General features: G+C 56.9%; 18 protein-coding genes. 7 read left to right on the top strand and 11 right to left on the bottom strand.

Going from position 1 to position 17,045, the window contains the following annotated elements; genetic code table 11:
* Positions 1-14: 14 nt before the first annotated feature.
* From ACKLNA_RS03745 to gspG, 8 genes are all read right to left on the bottom strand, one after another.
* A complete protein-coding gene (locus ACKLNA_RS03745) occupies positions 15-1,124 on the bottom strand; it encodes a substrate-binding domain-containing protein (RefSeq protein WP_408984900.1) in 1,110 nt (369 codons plus the stop codon).
* A gap of 349 nt (positions 1,125-1,473) precedes the next feature.
* Complete coding sequence (gene gspF / locus ACKLNA_RS03740) at positions 1,474-2,685, bottom strand: type II secretion system inner membrane protein GspF (protein WP_408984899.1); 1,212 nt, start codon at positions 2,683-2,685, stop codon at positions 1,474-1,476.
* Entirely contained in the window at positions 2,685-4,091 is a 1,407-nt protein-coding gene (gspE, locus tag ACKLNA_RS03735; RefSeq protein WP_408984898.1) for a type II secretion system ATPase GspE, read from the bottom strand. The genes gspF and gspE overlap by 1 nt, the downstream gene beginning before the upstream one ends.
* Positions 4,088-6,460, bottom strand: a complete 2,373-nt coding sequence (gene gspD, locus ACKLNA_RS03730) for a type II secretion system secretin GspD (protein ID WP_408984897.1) — start codon at positions 6,458-6,460, stop codon at positions 4,088-4,090. The genes gspE and gspD overlap by 4 nt, the downstream gene beginning before the upstream one ends.
* The gene (gene gspM / locus ACKLNA_RS03725) at positions 6,457-7,002 is read right to left on the bottom strand and encodes a type II secretion system protein GspM (RefSeq protein ID WP_408984896.1); all 546 of its coding nucleotides are present in this window, start codon (positions 7,000-7,002) and stop codon (positions 6,457-6,459) included. The genes gspD and gspM overlap by 4 nt, the downstream gene beginning before the upstream one ends.
* The gene (gene gspL / locus ACKLNA_RS03720) at positions 6,995-8,140 is read right to left on the bottom strand and encodes a type II secretion system protein GspL (RefSeq protein ID WP_408984895.1); all 1,146 of its coding nucleotides are present in this window, start codon (positions 8,138-8,140) and stop codon (positions 6,995-6,997) included. Before gspL ends, gspM begins: the two co-directional genes overlap by 8 nt.
* The gene (gene gspK, locus ACKLNA_RS03715; RefSeq protein ID WP_408984894.1) at positions 8,137-9,090 is read right to left on the bottom strand and encodes a type II secretion system minor pseudopilin GspK; all 954 of its coding nucleotides are present in this window, start codon (positions 9,088-9,090) and stop codon (positions 8,137-8,139) included. The genes gspL and gspK overlap by 4 nt, the downstream gene beginning before the upstream one ends.
* An 8-nt stretch (positions 9,091-9,098) precedes the next feature.
* Positions 9,099-9,557, bottom strand: coding sequence for a type II secretion system major pseudopilin GspG (gspG, locus tag ACKLNA_RS03710; protein WP_408984893.1), 459 nt, complete (start codon positions 9,555-9,557; stop codon positions 9,099-9,101).
* 146 nt (positions 9,558-9,703) lie between these two features.
* Here gspG and gspI point away from each other — a divergent pair, with 146 nt between their 5' ends.
* From gspI to ACKLNA_RS03675, 7 genes are all read left to right on the top strand, one after another.
* Positions 9,704-10,084 carry a type II secretion system minor pseudopilin GspI gene (gspI, locus tag ACKLNA_RS03705; RefSeq protein ID WP_408984892.1) on the top strand — a complete coding sequence of 127 codons (381 nt, stop codon included), beginning with the start codon at positions 9,704-9,706 and terminating at the stop codon, positions 10,082-10,084.
* Between the two features lie 577 nt (positions 10,085-10,661).
* Positions 10,662-11,024 (top strand): DUF6124 family protein, encoded by a 363-nt coding sequence (locus ACKLNA_RS03700; protein ID WP_408984891.1) that lies wholly within the window; start codon positions 10,662-10,664, stop codon positions 11,022-11,024.
* 377 nt (positions 11,025-11,401) lie between these two features.
* Positions 11,402-11,899 (top strand): PAAR domain-containing protein, encoded by a 498-nt coding sequence (locus ACKLNA_RS03695; protein WP_260519765.1) that lies wholly within the window; start codon positions 11,402-11,404, stop codon positions 11,897-11,899.
* A 36-nt stretch (positions 11,900-11,935) separates the two neighbouring features.
* A complete protein-coding gene (locus ACKLNA_RS03690; RefSeq protein WP_166223016.1) occupies positions 11,936-12,559 on the top strand; it encodes a glycoside hydrolase family 104 protein in 624 nt (207 codons plus the stop codon).
* Complete coding sequence (locus tag ACKLNA_RS03685; RefSeq protein ID WP_408984890.1) at positions 12,556-12,897, top strand: hypothetical protein; 342 nt, start codon at positions 12,556-12,558, stop codon at positions 12,895-12,897. The genes ACKLNA_RS03690 and ACKLNA_RS03685 overlap by 4 nt, the downstream gene beginning before the upstream one ends.
* Before the next feature lie 51 nt (positions 12,898-12,948).
* Entirely contained in the window at positions 12,949-13,362 is a 414-nt protein-coding gene (locus ACKLNA_RS03680; protein ID WP_408984889.1) for a hypothetical protein, read from the top strand.
* A gap of 184 nt (positions 13,363-13,546) precedes the next feature.
* Complete coding sequence (locus ACKLNA_RS03675) at positions 13,547-14,212, top strand: hypothetical protein (RefSeq protein ID WP_408984888.1); 666 nt, start codon at positions 13,547-13,549, stop codon at positions 14,210-14,212.
* A gap of 219 nt (positions 14,213-14,431) precedes the next feature.
* On the opposite strand, the gene ACKLNA_RS03670 is transcribed toward ACKLNA_RS03675, so the two are convergent.
* The 3 genes from ACKLNA_RS03670 to ACKLNA_RS03660 all read right to left on the bottom strand — a co-directional run bounded on the left by ACKLNA_RS03670 (position 14,432) and on the right by ACKLNA_RS03660 (position 16,980).
* Positions 14,432-15,304, bottom strand: coding sequence for a hypothetical protein (locus ACKLNA_RS03670; RefSeq protein WP_408984887.1), 873 nt, complete (start codon positions 15,302-15,304; stop codon positions 14,432-14,434).
* A gap of 201 nt (positions 15,305-15,505) precedes the next feature.
* Positions 15,506-15,919 carry a hypothetical protein gene (locus ACKLNA_RS03665; protein WP_408984886.1) on the bottom strand — a complete coding sequence of 138 codons (414 nt, stop codon included), beginning with the start codon at positions 15,917-15,919 and terminating at the stop codon, positions 15,506-15,508.
* 227 nt (positions 15,920-16,146) lie between these two features.
* Entirely contained in the window at positions 16,147-16,980 is an 834-nt protein-coding gene (locus ACKLNA_RS03660) for a TIR domain-containing protein (protein WP_408984885.1), read from the bottom strand.
* Positions 16,981-17,045 lie beyond the last annotated feature (65 nt).

Genomic DNA, 17,045 nt, shown 5'->3' with positions numbered 1-17,045 from the left:
CGCTGAAGCGAGGCTTACAAAGGACGGCCGACAGCGTTGCAGACGCTGGCGTTGTTGATGTCCAGGTTGTTGCCCGAGGTGTTGGTGACGAAGTTGGCAGTCACAGCGGCTTTCCAGTTGGTTGGAACCGGAGTGAAGCTGTGAGCCACAGTGGCAGCGTTGTTGCCCGGGTTGCTGTAGTGAGTGGTCAGGAAGGATTTGACATCAGCGGCTACGGAGGCGTCCTTGTAGCACTGACCGAAGATGAAGTTGGTGTAAGCCACGATCGGGTAACCGCTGGCTGGGTTAGGAACAACCGGTACCCACTGCGAAGGATCGGAAGGAGTGGTTGGCAGAGCAGCCGAGCCCAGAGCCAGCGAAACGTTGGCGGTGGTTGGCTGTACGCCGTTGACGCGAGCAACCACTGCGTTGCTGGCGGCGTTCACACCGTCCGGACCTACGTAACCGATGGAACCGTCAACAGCGTTGACTTGAGTGGCCACATCAGCAGTACCGGCAACGCCTACCCAGTTCGAAGGCAGAGTCGAACCGGCTGGCAGACGAGCGCTGGTGAAAGTGGAGTTGGTGGCGAACTTGGTCGGGCAGATCGAGTTCAGGTGGCGGGTCAGGATTTCCGAAGTGCCGCTGGAAACGTTGCGATAAACAACGCGGATCGGCGTGGTGTCGGAAGTGCCCAGCAGAGCGCCCCAAGTGGTTTTGGCGCCGGAGAAGGCGTCGCACAGCTGCGCGCTGGTCAGGTTCAGAGCGGTCTGACCGGATTTTTTGTACGGAATGGCAACCGAAGTGGCCACCGATGGCAGCTGGATCAGCGGGCCGTACGAAGCGCCGAAGTTGGCGTTGTAGGTGCTGATTTCCGAAGCGCTGAGGATCGAGTCGCTACCGGCGAAGTGAACCGAACCGGTGGTGCTGAACAGTGCCGAGTTGTTGGTCAGGAAAGCGGTCTTGCCGGTGCCGCTACCGGTACCCACGTAGCTGAAGTTGGCTGGCAGGATGCTGTTGCTGGAACCTTTGTACAGAGCGGCAGGCAGAGTCGCGCCACCACCGGTAACGTTGGCAGCCATGGCCTGGGCGGAAGCCAGGGCAGCGACGGTCAGGGAAGCTGCGATCAGAGTGCGCTTGAACATGAAGAATCTCCTTTTCAACTAGGTTGGGAACACAGGTTTTCGGATTGCTTGCATGACACTGGGAGGACTCACCGCTGACCTTCGCAAGCGGGGTCCGTGGTTAAGTCGCACTGAGAAATTCGCAGTTTCCGGTGACAGATAAAGGAAAAAACCTCGGGAGGTGCGTGGTGATTTTCGAGGGATTTTCTCGGGTGTTCTCGCGGTTGTGCGAAGTGTCTACGGCAAGCTTTTCGGGGGAATCGGCCACAGCCCTTGAAGGGCCGTTGCAGATGACAGAAAGGAGAACCCGAGGACGGTTGCTTCGGCGCTCGGGTGATAGTTGGATGAGAGGAAAAAAGATTGGAAAAATTTACTGCACCAGCTGATTGATCTCGATGATCGGCAACAGCACCGCCATCACGATCACCAGCACCACCCCGCCCATCACCACGATCATCAACGGCTCCAGCAACGCGGTCATACCCATCGCCCGACGTTCGATATCGCGGGACAGGGTTTGTGCAGCACGTTCGAGCATCGGCGGTAGCGCACCGGTTTTCTCGCCGCTGGCGATCAGGTGAATCAGCACCGGAGGAAACACGTTCTCCACTTTCAGCGCGGCCGCCAGGTTGACGCCCTCACGCACCTTGGCGGTGGCCTCATTGACGCTCAGGCTCAAACGATCATTGGACAAGGTCTGCCGCGCCGCCTCCAGTGCCCGCAACAACGGCACCCCGGCGCCACCGAGAATCGCCAGCGTCGAGGCGAACCGTGCGGTGTTCAGTCCCAGCACAAACCGCCCGATCAACGGCAGCTTCAACACCCGATGATGCCAGCTCAGGCGCGCCGCCGGGTTGCGCAGGTACATCCGCCAGCTCCAGAACGCACCGGCCATGACGCCCGCGCACAACCAGCCCCACGCGCGGATGAAATCACTGGCATTGAGCATCGCCAGCGTCAGCCCCGGCAGGTCCTGCCGCGCCTGGGAAAACGCGCTGACCACCTGCGGCACCACATAACTCAGCAGGAAAATCACGATGCCGATCGACACCAGCCCGACCACGCCCGGATAGATGAATGCGGTGAGGATCTTGCCGCGCAGGTTGTTGCGTTCCTCGATGTAATCCGCCAGCCGCTCCATCACCTGCGCCAGATCTCCGGACTCTTCGCCCGCCGCAATCAGCGCCCGGTAAATCTCCGGAAAATCCCGTGGCCGCGCCGCCAGCGCTTCGGCCAGACGCATGCCGCTGCGTACGTCGGCACGAACGGCGCTGAGGGTGTGGGCGATGTGTTTTTTCTCGGCCTGCTCGACCGTGGCGCTCAGTGCAGCTTCCAGCGGCAGACTGGCGCCGAGCAGGCTCGACAGCTGCCGTGTGGCCCAGGCCAGATCGTTGTCCGACAGCTTGGCGCTGAACATGCCACCGCCGCCGTGCTGGGAGACGTTGCTTTCCTTCTCTACCGACAACGCCGTCAAACCACGACCGCGCAGCACGCCAAACGCCGCGCCCTGACTGTCCGCCTCGAGATGCCCGGATTCGATCTTGCCGCTGGCATCGGCGGCTTCAAAACGATAGCGATTCATCAGGCGTCCCGTGTCACACGAAGGATTTCTTCCGGCGCCGTGGCACCGCTGCGAATCCAGCGCTCGCCGTCTTCACGCAGGCTGAACATCCCGGCCTTGCTCGCCGCCGCACGCAACGCCTGCTCCCCTGCCCCTTGGTGAATCAGGGTGCGGATGTCGTCGTCGATGCAGAACAATTCATGAATGCCGGTACGACCGCTGTAACCGGTGTGATTGCACGCCGTACAACCCACCGGGCGCCAGGTGCCGGGCGTCGCCGGGTCTTCCTGTTTGCACTGATTGCACAGCCGTCGAACCAAGCGCTGGGCCAGAACGCCGAGCATCGACGAGGCCAGCAGAAACGGCTCGACGCCCATGTCGACCAGACGGTTGACCGCCGACACCGCGTCGTTGGTGTGCAACGTCGCCAACACCAGGTGACCGGTCAGCGAAGCCTGCACCGCGATCTGTGCGGTTTCGAGGTCGCGGATCTCGCCGATCATGATGATGTCTGGGTCTTGCCGCAGAATCGCACGCAAGGCCAGGGCAAACGTCATGTCGATCTTGGCGTTGACCTGAATCTGGCTGATGCCCGGCAAGTCGTATTCCACCGGGTCTTCCACGGTGAGAATGTTGCTGGTGCTCGCATCGAGCCGCGCCAGCGCCGCGTAAAGACTGGTGGTCTTGCCGCTACCGGTCGGGCCGGTGACCAGCACAATGCCGTGGGGCTGGCGGATCAGGTGATCGAGCTTGGCCAGCACCTGCGCGTCCATGCCCAGGGTTTCCAGATGCAGGCGCCCGGCTTGCTTGTCGAGCAAACGCATCACCACTCGCTCGCCATGACCTGTGGGCACGGTGGAAACACGAATGTCGATCGGCCGCCCCGCTACGCGCAACGCAATGCGCCCGTCCTGCGGCAGGCGTTTTTCGGCGATATCGAGCTGCGCCATGATCTTGATCCGCGACACCAGCGCACCGTGCAATGCCTTGCGCGGCGACACCACGTCGCGCAGGGTGCCGTCGACCCGGTAGCGCACCACCGAATGGGTTTCGAACGGTTCGATGTGAATGTCGCTGGCCTCGTCCCGCGCCGCTTGCGTGAGCAAGGCGTTGATCATGCGGATCACCGGCGCGCCGTCCTGGGTGTCGAGCAGGTCGGTGATTTCCGGCATGTCCTGCATCAGGCGGTCGAGGTCAACTTCGTTTTCCGCCGCGCCGACCACCGCCGCCGCGCTGCCGGTATCGGCGTAGGCCGTGGCGAGCAGGCCGTCGAGTTCGTCATCACGCACCCGCTCAAGCTTCGCCGCGCCGAACTGCCGGCGCACCTCGCTGATCGACCAGCCCGGCGTCGACGGGCACACCGTCAGCACGCCGTCGCGCAGCAGAATCCGCTGCGCCTTGGCCCAGGCGTAGGGCAAGCTGCTCATAACCGCGGGCCTGCTTCAATCGGCACAGCCTTGATGACAGCGCGCGGCCCGGAGGTCGGAACGGCTGCCGGCACGCCCTGCGCAGCGGTTGGCAATTGCGGCGCCTGCATGTCCGGCATCGCCCAGCTGCGCTCCGGTTGCAGACCGCCCTGAGCGCGGCGCATGAAGTCGTAGCGGTTGAGCGTGATGCTGCGGCCCGCCGCGCTGTCGCGGATGATGTACGGGCGCAGGAACACCATCAGGTTGGTCTTGGTGATCGAGCGGCGTTCGTTGCGAAACAGCGCGCCCAGCCCCGGAATGCTCGACAGCCACGGCACTGCGTCATTGCTCTGGCTGTAGCCGTCCTGCAGCAGGCCGCCGAGCACCATGATCTGCCCGTCGTCGAGCAGGATGCTGGTGTCGATCGCACGTTTGCTGGTGACGATCCCCGCCGACGTCGAAGCCGCCGAAGCGCGCTCGTCGATGCTGCTGACTTCCTGATAGATGTCGAGCTTGACCGTACCGCCCTCGGAGATCTGCGGCCGCACGTTGAGCTTCAAACCGACCTCTTCGCGGGTCACGGTCTGGAACGGGTTGTTGCTGGTGCCCCCGCCGCCGGTGACGTAGCTGCCGCTGACAAACGGGATGGTCTGGCCGACGAAAATGCTCGCCGCTTCGTTGTCCAGGGTCAGCAGGTTCGGCGTCGACAGCACGTTGGTGCCGCCCTTGCTCTTCAGCGCCCGGGCCAGCACTTTCAGGTCGAGAATCTTGCCGATGCCGGGGATATCGACGGTGCCGTTGACGTAGCCGAGGTTCAAGCCTTTGGGCAACACGTCGACACTGGTCTTGCCGTTGACGTTGATCCCCGAGCCGCCAAGGTTGGCGCCACCGATCACGCCATTACCGGCCAGATTGCCGGTCTGCCATTGCACGCCGAATTCGCTGGCGTCGTCCTCGCCGACTTCGACGATCAGGCTTTCGATCACCACTTGCGCGCGGCGCTGGTCGAGCAGATCGATGACTTCCCGCAGGTTGCGGTACAGCGGTTCCGGCGCGGAAATCAGCAAGGTGTTGGTGGTGGCGTCCGCCTGAATGGTCACGCCGCCGGCGCTGAACGCGACGTTCTGCTCGCTGCTTTGCGCGTTGCTGCTGCCACTGCCAGTGCTGCTGCCCTGGGCGTAGCTGCCGCCGGTGCTGCCACTGTTGGTGGTCGAAGTCGAACCGTTGGTTTGCGTACCGCTCTGGCCGTTCTGCCCACCGCCCGAGTTGGTGGAACTGCCCATGTTGCTGAGCACCGAGCGCGCATTGTCGCTGGTGCCGCTGTCGCTTTCGCCGGTCAGCAAACCGCGCAGGGCCTGAGCCAGTTTGCCGGCCTGAGCGTTGCGCAGATACACCACGTGCAGGTTGCTCGGGTTGCTCTGGGCGTTGTCGAGTTTGTAGATCAGGTTGCGCGCCAGCTCCGTGCGCTCCGGGCTGCCGGCGCGAATGATGATGGTGTTGGAGCGCGGATCGCCGATCACAGCGATTTTCTGGGTCGGATCGTTGCCCGGTGCGTCGAGCAGGTCGGCGACCATCGGTGCGATGTCGGCGGCGATGCCGTTCTGGATCTGCACCACGTCGGTGTCGATGGCACTCGGGGTGTCGATGCCCTGAATCAACTGCGCGACCCGCGTCAGGTTCTCCGCATAGTCGGTGACGACGATGGTGTTGTTGCCCGGATAAGCGTTGATCGGGTTGTTCGGCGACACGATCGGGCGCAGCACCGGGATCAGGTTCACCGCGTTCTCGTATTGCAGGCGGAACGTGCGGGTGAGCATGCCGTTGCCGGCCGGTTTGTCGGCGCTGTAGATCGGCCCGCCGAGCAACTTGGCGTCGGCCTCCGGCACCACCTGCGCCACGCCGCCGACATCCACCACGCTGAAACCCTGCATGCGCAGCGCCGCCAGCAGCATGTCGTAGGCCTGATGCGCCGGCACCTGACCTTCGGAGACCAGCGTCAGGTTGCCCTTGACCCGAGGATCGACCAGAAACTGCTGACCGGTCGAGCGCGACAACGCCCGCACCACCGCTTGAATATCCGCGTCGACAAAGTTCAGCGTCACCGGTTGATCGCCCAACGGATTGGCCGGCAACGTCGTGCCCCGGGCCGAAACACCGCTGCGGGCGCGTTCGGTGATGTTGTGCAATTGCTTCGGCGCAGGTCTTGCCTGAGCCTGCGCACGCTCGCGGTCGAGCACCGCGTCGCCGCTGCGCTGGGTGTTGGCCAGCGGCCGGCCGAGTTCGCTGTCCACCAGCAGCGGCGGTTGATTCGGTGGTGTGGTGTTGCTGCACGCGCTCAATGCCATCAACAACATCGGCAACGCCATGCGTTTGGACCCTGACCCCTTCATGAAGCTTCCTTAGCGCCCAGCGCCTGATCCATGCGTACGGTGCCCGACAGAGTGCCGGCCGTGTCATCGGTCGCGGCGTCGTCTGCGCGTTGCAGACGGGCCTCGACCACTTGCAGTGAAAAATTCCGGGGTTGGCTCAGCAGCCAGTCGAGCACGGCGTCGGCGGGTGCGGCGTCGAAGGTCAACTGCCAGCCGGCGGACGCGGCCGCCAATTGGTAATGGCCACCCAGTCCGCTGGCCTGCAAGGTTTGCTGCATCGACTGCTCCAGGTTCTGCCCGTCCGGGCGCACGCTGACGTCGCGCAACAGCACTTCCAGCGCTTCGGCCTGGGCGCGCAGTTTCGGGGTTTCGACTTGCGAGGCGGCGATCTTCTTCAGCGGCGGTTGAACCAACGCCACCCACACAAACAGCCCCAACAGCAGCGCCGCCATACCGCCGACCATGCGTTTTTCCCGCACGGCCAACGGCTGCCAACGGGCCTGCAACTGAGCATTGAAGCGCTGCCAGCCGGCGCGGTATTTCGCAAGCGATGGGCTATTCATCTTCGGCTCCGCTGCTGTCGTCGTTGTCGGTGGCGGCGGTCGCCTCGCCGGCCGGGCGCAGGACCCAGCCGTCGTCATTCGGGCTGATGCTGATGCCGGCCTGGGCCAGCGTGCCTTGCCAGTCCTTGTCGTTGCCCGAACGCCGGGCCTCGGGCAGCAGACTCAGTTGCAACGCACCGTCGACAAACTCCAGACGCTGCACCGTGCCCGCCATGGACGGCATGCCGCTGCCGGCCTGCAACACCAGCCGCGTGAAGTCCTGCCCCGGCGCATCCACCGCGCCTTGCTGGCGCGCCGCGATTTGCTGACGGGCCTGTTGCAGCGGATTGAGGATCACCGGCAACTCGGGAAACGCCTGCTTCACCCGCTGCGCCATCTGCGCCTTGAGCTGCTGGCCCTGCCCGGCCTCGCGGGCGGCGTACAGGTTCAAACCGATCACCCACACCGCCAGTGCCAGCGCACAGCAACCGAGCGCCCTGCCCCAACCGCGATGTTCGGTGCCCGGTTGCTGAAGGCCGCCGTGCAGGCCCCAATTCGGCAACGGGCCGGCGCAACGTTGCGTGTCGGCCAATGTCGATTGCACCGCTTCTGGCGCGCCGTCACCGATCCAGTGCGCCGGCAGACCGGTTTCGAGCAGCCATGCTTCGTCGATCATCGGCTGCACCTGCGCCGCATTCGGGCCGTGGCGCAGCAACAGATGATCGTCTTGCAGGCAGCCGACGCCGCCCGCCATCACCGGTAAGCTATAAGCCGCCGGGTACAGGCCTTTGAGGTTCAGGCCGAATTGCCCGAGGAGCTGCAAATCCTTGCGTGAAACCCAGGCAATCTGCACCTGGCCGCTTTCATTGCGAGTGCTGTGGGCGATGTGCATCTCGGCACTGTCACCGAGCATCAAGGCCTGCGCCGCACATTGCACCGCCGCAGCAGTTTTGTTCGCGGGCAGCGGCGGCAAATCGATGCTCGCCAGCAGGCTGTCCGACGGGTGCAGAAAGCACACCAGCGGTTGCTTCGGCAGCGCGCCAAGTCGCACGCGTTCCTGGCGGGTGACCTGCCCCTGACGATCCAGCCACGCACAATCCACTTCACTGTCGAGACTAAGCTCCGCCAGCGGCGGCAAACTCACGCGCAACTGGCTCATACGCCCACCCGCGACCAGATCACTTGTGGCAAACGATCCTGGCTGCGATGCAGCAACGCATCGAGGCTCACCCGCCGCTGATCGCGCCGCGCCTGCCCGCGCAGTCGGAACCAGTCGCTGGTGATGCCGACCTTGACGCTGGTGATCTCCAGTTGCGGCAGTCGCAGGCGATTGACGAAATCCCCGCGATTGATAAACCAGCGCCCGGCGTCACGCTCATTGATCAACGCCTGCGCCCGCTCCAGCGACAGCCCCGGCACATACGCCGCCAGCACCGGCGCCGTGGCCGTGTTGCCATTGAGCCAGGTGGTCGCCGGAATCACCGTCAGGTACGGCGCCAGTTTCGCCAACAGCGCATCGTTGACCCCGTCGACACTGCGCAAATCGTCAAGCGTGCGCAGCATCGGCAGAGTCGGCGATTGCGGTTTGCGCGAAGCGGACGGCGACGTGGCGCGCCCGCTGTCGAAAGTGTTTTTCGCCACAGGCTTGTCCACCACTTGGGCATTCAACAGGTGCGGATAAGAGCCGATCACCCGCTGACTGATGCGCCGGCTCAAACCGCTGCTGACACCAATCAACTCGCACAAACGCTCGAAAGCCTGCACCTGCGCATCATCGATTCGCTCGTTGGCCACCAGATTGCGCAGGTTGAACTTGCCCTGCTCGTCCTCCAGCCGCCCCTCGAAACCCTCGGTGTTCAACCGCTGCGCCCATGGCTGATCGAGCCGAGTCAGCGGATCGCGCTGCCGCGCATCCCACAACAATTGCCGGCTGATCTCCAACCCGCCGTGCAACACCCAACGGCCCTGCACGCGCAGTTGCTCGGCTTCCAGCGCCCGGGTCGAAACGCTCTGGCGGGTCAGCATGCCGGCAGCGATCACCGCGACCACCGCCGCAATCAGCAGCGCACTGATGATCGCCATCCCCTGCTGGTTCGATTGGCTGTTCATGACCGGCCTTACAACTGCCAGGAACCGATGTCGGCATTCACGCCTTCGCCGTCAGGCTGGCCGTCGGCGCCGAGGGAAAAGATGTCGATCTCGCCGTTGGCACCGGGATTGAGGTACTGATAAGGACGACCCCACGGGTCATTCGGCAGGCGCTCCAGGTACGAGCGCCAGTTGGTGTTCTTCGCATCGGCCGGCCGCTCCACCAGCACCTTCAGGCCCTGGCTCTGACTCGGGTAAGTGCCGTGATCGAGGCGATACAGCTTCAGCGCCTGCATCAACCCGCCAATGTCCTGCTTCGCCGCCGTGGCCCGCGCCTGATCCGGCCGGTCGAGCACCTTGGGCACCACCATCGCCGCCAGAATCCCGAGAATCACCACCACCACCATGATCTCGATCAGCGTGAAACCCTGCTGCCCACGGGGCATCCGGCTCGGTCGACTGGGCTGTTTGAACTGCGCGATATCCATCTCGTCATTCCCTGGCTTGATTCGATTCGACGCGCAGTGTTGCAAGAAGATATGTCAGGGATGTTGAAAATCCTCGGGTGTTTTCGTCGTCAAGCCGTCAAGCACGGGCGTTAGCGTCAAGGGCTGCCCGACTGCCCGAGCCCCCGATGCGCACCCCCTCCCCTCAAGCCGGATTCACCCTGATTGAAGTCCTCGTCGCACTGGCGATCATCGCCGTCGCCATGTCCGCCGCCGTGCGCGTGGCGGGGTTGATGACGCAGAGCAGCGGGGTTTTGCGGGATCGGTCAATTGCGATGATTGCGGCGCAGAGTCGGATGGCGGAATTGAGGTTGGAAGGCAAGTTGCCGATGGGGGTCAAGGCGATGGAGTGTGATCAAGGGAGGTTGTTGTTGCGGTGTGAGCAGGTGATTGGGGGGGCGGAGAATGGGCGGTTGCTCAAGGTTGGGGTGCAGGTTTTTGATCGCAGCCAGGAGCGGCCCCCGCTGGCTAAGATTGAAACGTTGCTTAGCCGCCCCGAGAATCCCTAGCCCGAGCCCGCCTTAAATGTCGGCCCCCTCGATGGCAAATGAATCAGCGTGGGACATTTCCGACACCCACCTAAAGATCTAAACCAACCTGCACATACCGCGTTGAATCCATAATCAACTCGGTCTCTCAGGTCGATGTAAAGCGCAAGACACCTCGGTCGGCCCCCTCTCCCTCCGGGAGAGGGCTGGGGTGAGGGCCGCTCTTCAACCCACTTGTTTACTCCCTCCCAAAACCCCGTTTAAAAGACACCAACCGTAACGTCCCCAAGGCTACACAACCTTGCGTCATTACCTACGACTACGCCAGAATCCGCCGGCTTGTGCGTCTAATACGCGGGTCTTATCGTTCCATGGTCACTGAAAACCAGTGATCGGGTTTGGTAGCCCGCAGCGCTGACGCATTGCGTCACCTCATGCAGTTGCATTCATGCGACTGGATTTATGGTGGCCATGCTCAGGGCTTCTTCGGAAGCGCCGGTTCCAGTGCTCCGGTCTACCAACCTGCGTATGGTCGCCACCCCCTCGTTTGGTAGCGAGAGTGGTCGACTCCAATTTAATCAGTACTGGAGTTACATCAATGATCAAACCAACACCCAACCCACCAGAAACCGATCCGGTTTCACCCTACAAATTCCCCGACTCCCGAACCCTCAACGAAGCCGCCGAACGCGCCCTCGACCACTACCTCACCCCACAACAACGCATCATGGGCAGCCACACCAAACACGACCCCATGTTCCTGGCCAACCCCGCCTACAACAGCGAATCCCTCCTGGCCAACGCCAGCGAATCCCTCGATTCCGCCAGCGAAATGCTCAGCAACTTCGCCGCCATTTTGGAACCCAGCCACCGAAAAACGGCGCTGGGCATCGCGCAAGTGGTGATGGTCGCGGGGCTGGCAGTGAATCAGGCGTTGGATCATGTTGAGGTGAAGACGTAAGCAGCTGAGCGCTGTAGATCAATAGCCGGAAAGAAAATGGCCGAGGTTGTCAGGTGTGAGACTGACAACCTCGGCCAAATGCGTTTTTCTCTGTATCAAAAGCTTCAACCGACCCGAACGCGAAGGTGTTACGGGCTGCTTGCTTTAAGGTCATTCACAAGCCGTCAACCAAAGAATTGTAAGAAATGTTGAGCGCAACATTTGCCTCAGGCATCCTGTGCGGCGCAAACGTACATGGGTGGCGGAAGTTTGATGCTTTCCTCCACCAGAGCACTCTTCCTGCTCTGCCGAACGTTTGATGTAAGCGCTATCTCAGTGGCCGGAATTTCTAATTCAATCAGGCCAAGGACATCTGAATCTTTGAAAAGGAACTTCCCGTGAGCGGCAAACCTGCAGCCCGAGTCACAGATCCCACCAGTTGCCCGCTCCCGGGGCACGGCACAAATCCAATTGTCAGCGGCTCTCCCAATGTCAATTTCGACGGCCTTCCTGCCGCTCGGATGACCGATAAATCCGCGTGCGGTAGCCCGATCACCGGAGCGGTCAGCTCGACGGTTTTTATCAATGGACTGAATGCCGCGACTCAAGGCAGTACCGGTGGCCACGGCAACGTGGTTGTGGGTGGCTCCGGCACGGTCATTATTGGCGACACCGTTGTATCAGCCCCCTTCAGCGGCCTGACGTCGATGCCAGTGCATTTCAGCGACAAGTTCAGGCTTATTGACGACGAGTCAGGGGAGCCCCTGGCTAATCTTGATTACGCCATTCAGCGAGCTGACGGCAGCATTGAGCACGGAGTCAGCGATTCAATGGGGTATACGCACGTAGTCAGCTCGCACCTCGCCGAAACGATCCAACTGTTTTTGGAGGATTGAACATGGATGTCAAAGCAAATAACGGAAGTTTTCCTCATGGCTGAAGTCATTAGCAAAAACGGCCGAAAAATGTCACCTGTAGCCACCAGAACGGTGACACCTGTCAAAGACTCCAGCCCTAAAGCTGTATCCGTAGACGCCAAGCAACAAAAGAGGCGTGCCGAGAATGCGGAGTTCTTAAAGAATCAAAATGTGAAGGCCTTTCTGGATACGTTGGCAAAAGTCGAGGGTGGCGATTATCACGCGAAATTCGGGTATGGCTGGGCAGCCGGCTGGAAATCCGGGAAGTGGACATTCAGTGATGAGTCTACTCACCCAGGACCAGGTCATGGCGGTTCAACCACAGCTTCTGGCAGGTATCAGATCACGAAAGCCACATGGTCGGAACTCTCCATCAAAGCAATGGGGCTAACTGACTTCAGCCCCGGAACCCAGGATCTGATTGCCGTTGAGCTCCTGCGCAACGTGAGTGCCATCGAACCGCTGATCGGCGGCGACTTAAAAACGGCAGTTGGAAAAGCATCAAAAAAATGGGAAGCGTTGCCTATGGGACCGGGGTTGGCAAACCGACCGATCAACGGAAAGCCTTCCGGCCAACCTTATACCGAGTACGACGAAGTAGAAAAAATATATAAAGGCTTTGGCGGTACCGTTAAATGAAACTAAAAATATTAGCCATCAGCCTTTTAGGTTGCGTCAGTTTATTTTCCAGCGCAGCAGACCTTCCTATCAAAGAGGGAATGTCATTTTCGAAAGCCCGCAAAGCTTTGATCAAAAATGGCTGGAAGCCGAATCCGACCTACTCCGGTGAGTTCGGGGTTGAAAGCGTCATCCAAAGAAAAGGCTTCAGTGAAATCGAGTCTTGCACCGAAGGCGTCCGTTACTGCAGCTTCAACTACATCAAGGGCGGAGATTGTTTAGGTGTAGGAACTGTCGGCGAAGAAGTCAAAGACATGAAGATTTATTCCTGGAACTTCAAATGCCCTGAAAAGGATTGAAGCCAGAAATCAAAAGGGACAGGAGTCTGTTCCTTTTTGTGGAACGATCAAATGAAGACCCCGACTATCCTGCTCCTCGCAATGTATTGCACGGGTATAAGCTTTGCGTTTGCCGGCGGCTCGCAAGCGACAAACGTCAAGCACGGCCCAGCAGGCATCGCCGTCGATGAGCCCTTGGTGTCGGCCAGATCCAAGTTGATCGAACAAGGATGGAAGCCAACCCGGATGCACACCCGCGATGGCTATGAATACAGTGGTGTCGAGCGCAAGCTGGCTGCACGCAATTTCCTGGAACTCGATACCTGCTCTTTTGATAGCTCGCGCTGCATCCTGTTCTATTCAAAGAAAGGCGCCTGCTTGCGCGTCGATACCATAGGTGAGCAGCTTAAAGACATGACGGTTACGGAATGGACCGATGAATGTCCGAACGCATCTCCAGAACCAAATAAGGAGGACGCGAGTTAGGCAAACAAAGAGGCTGACTTATTGCCGCCCCCTCCTTCGAAGACTTTTATGAGATCCGAGCAAATGAAAAGACCAGAAATTTAACCATGCCCAATACAACTGAGCGCAAACATTAAATAACACTTGCACTCTCTCGACGAAGGCGCTTGCGATTGTGCATTCAACTTAGGCAAAAGGGGGCAAATTGGAAAACCTTGAAAAATACATGGAGCAGTTTGATTCGAACTATCCAAAATATTCAGACGCACGCTATTCAGAAATTCTAGCATTGGTAGCCAGATATGATTTAAATACGGCATCCAAGGTATTAACCAGTGACTCATTCAAGCAAGCTCTGGAAATAATCTCACCTTTAATTGCAATTAAAAATTACAAATCTCAAATTCCGTTTCCAGAAGATGTAATTTCCGCGATAGAGGCTATCCTTAACATCAAAAAGGTCTCTATAGACGCATCTGATCGATTCAAGAATTTAGAACCATTTTTCAATACTCTCGTAGCTACTCAAGGCCTTCAGTTACCGACAATTTCAGCAGTATTTCATTTTTGCCACCCAGATCACTTTCCGATTGTAGATAGAAACATCCAAGCAGCTTGCAAAGCGCTGATCGATCAAAGTCCAGCGTTATCTGGATATGAATATCCAGAGCTTCCTGCACCGGGAACCTCCGCAGCAAACAAATTAAAAAAATATAGGCAATTCATTAAGGTAATTGACAGGCTACTGGAATCGAACCTAGAAAAGCAGAAAATTAATGACTATAGAAGCTTGGATAAAGCACTCATGATTTTGGGGGCTATAGAACTGAAGAACGAAACAAAGAGGACGAAAACAGAACAAAGGGACTGATCTATTTTCTGGAAAATAAATCAGTCCCATTTTTCTTTTGCATTTTTCTTTTGGCCCCCTTTTTCTTTTGAAAATAAATCAGCCCCCTTTTTCTTTTTTTTGGTACTTTCCTTCAATAGAAAAGAACACGTAAAACAAGGGGACTGATCTATTTTCTGAAAAATAAATCAGTCCCCTTTTTCTTTTTTCGCAAATACAAAGACTTCACTTACGAAGATATCAGCAAGCTGTGGGACTGGTAACTTGAACCCAAAATGGTCTGTTTTTACTGGCTAACTCTATTCGGGTTTCATCCCAATCAAGGAATACTGGTGTTGAGAGGAAGAGCCCACCCTCGACCTCTTTAAACAGTGCCAATCCGATAGCGCTTCTACCATCAGGCTGAGCATTCAAATACTCATCAATAGCACACTCAAATGTATCCCGCCCCCGATTTACAGAATCTCTCAATGTGTGACGGACACCTGCATGCAGGCTGCTAAGAGACTCCATAAACTGCCGGAAGGCGACTTTGAGATCAACTTGATCTCCTATTTCGTCAAGGACTTCTTTTTTGAAGTCTTTATCTTGCGCGAGAATCTCTTTTTTACAGAAAAACTCACCTTGATCAATCCAAGGCTTTCGCAGATCCGTGCCCGTAATGAGGTGAATAGGAGGGGCGGCATGTTGAACGTGATTCCGTATACTGGAAATGAACCTGTAAGCAATGCATTCACTGAATGTTTTTCGTGTCGCCTTAGTAAAAACATCTTTGAAATCAATTGACAAGTGCTTAAAACTTCTGGGCGACTGATCCAAGTAGGACTTAAACGTTGTGAGTAGATTCATCACAAGCCGATTTGCTTCCATAAAAATCGCTGAAGCACTGTGGTAAGAATATACTGTATGAATACGACTCGTGAGAGCGTAATCAGCGAAAAATCTTTCGAGAGCCACATAGTTTCCTATGATCATTTCATATCGCTCTTCAAAATTCTTGGCATCAATCAACGTTTGGCGCGCACAGAGTATATCTTCATGTCTTGCGGCATCAATTTCGACGACCACCTGAGGCCCCATAGTTTGGCTGCGCAGAAGAAATTTTACTGACATACTAGAACTCAAAATAATTACTTATTAAACCATGCAGCCAAACCATCCATAGATGAAGACGTACAGGTCATTCAAAATTGAAAAAAGGGGGACTGATCTATTTTCTGAAAAAATCAGTCCCCTTTTTAGCTCGATCTCATAACCTAATCTTGGACATGAGAAGCGACTCGCTTGCTGGACAACCAGTTTTCGATGGAAGGGTCAGGAGTACTTCGCCGCCGTCTTCAGAAACTTGCCAAACGCAAAGAGAGCCTTGTCAACTTTCCTCTTCTCACCACCACCAAAGGATTTGAAGAAAGGGATGTACTCTTTTTGGTATACCTCATACTTTTTCTTGTTTGTTCCTGGAATTTCTTCAATTTTTCCGGTCTTCATATAGCGCATGGCTCTGAAGACATGCTGATCGAAAATTGGCCACTCGCGTGGCGATAAGCAATGGAGGTAGAAAATATTCCAGATCGCGCTGCCGCTCTGCTTGTGATCAAGGTAGCGCGTCGCCAGATCGTCTTTGAACGAGGTGGTGTAGTTCTCTGCAATGCTTTGAGCTTTCGGTCCGGCGATTTTTTCGATCCCGTTTTTCCATTCGAAAAGTTGCCGCAGTGATTTCTCGGTCAATGGATTTCCAATGTTGTCCGTGTACTTTTCTTCGTTCTTAAATTTGTACTTTGACGACCAGTGATCCAAGAAGCGAGGTAGGTCTTGAAACTTGATCTGAAAGGAAAGATGCACTTCTGTCACCTAAACAACGCCTAACGATTAATCTGACAGACAGACAAAAAAATAAATCCGTCCCATTTTTTCGTTACTCCAGGAGCAGCAATAGCGAATTTTAGCTTTAAAAACTAGAACGGAATATCTTTATCAAAACCATCTACATCTACCTTTTTATTCGCCTTGTGAAGTAAATCCTCATTTTCTAGCAGATAATCTATTCCATCGGCGGTTATTGAGAACGCATAATATTCAGAACCATTATAATCGTGATCTATAGCGATACTCTTATCTAGAAATCCAACCCTTTCTAGCTTAATTGCCGCCAAACTAAGTATTCCTTGCTCAACCCCTTTCAGATCGTTGAATGTACTCCATACAGATACACCATTTGGTGAGCTCGCGTAGCCTTCAAGAACCTTTGCCAATAGACGATGCTCTACGTCGCCAAGTTTGTAGTTATACCCAGCCTTTCTGCGTGGCTTTGTCTGAATATTAAGATCTTGTGAAAGCAAGCCTAAATTTGCCACTTCCTTCTTGATTAGCACACATGGGTGATTTACAGCGGCCTCTAAATTCCCATCAGACCTTCCACCATTGTAGTCTGCAGGTGTAAGACCCAAAAGATCAGTTGGAAAATGCAACTCGGTGTCTCGGGGTTTAACGATGAAGCATCGCTCTTTACCCAAAGTACCGACAAACAGGCCAAGTTCAAAAAGCACATTATCTCGAACAATGTGCTTTTGTTGGTCTCTGATTTCTGCAATATCATCTGGTGTAAAAACAAAAATGGCGAAATCGACGGATTCGGCCATTTTCACCAGAGAGTCAATCGTGTTCTGAGAGAGGTTAAATCCATGCTTCCAAACCGTTACCTCAGCCTGATGATCTAGATTTACGTTGAATGCATCAGCCACATCCAAGCTCTCTACCGCTGAAGCTATAAATATTCTAGGTTTTCTCATATGACTTCCTTAAAAACTCGAATCAGTCTGACCGCAAACCTGAACCTAACCAGCGGACAAAGATA

The organism is Pseudomonas sp. UV AK001, from assembly GCF_046097675.1.
GTDB classification, from domain to species: Bacteria; Pseudomonadota; Gammaproteobacteria; order Pseudomonadales; family Pseudomonadaceae; genus Aquipseudomonas; species Aquipseudomonas kribbensis.
This window is presented reverse-complemented; position numbering and strand designations above follow the sequence as displayed.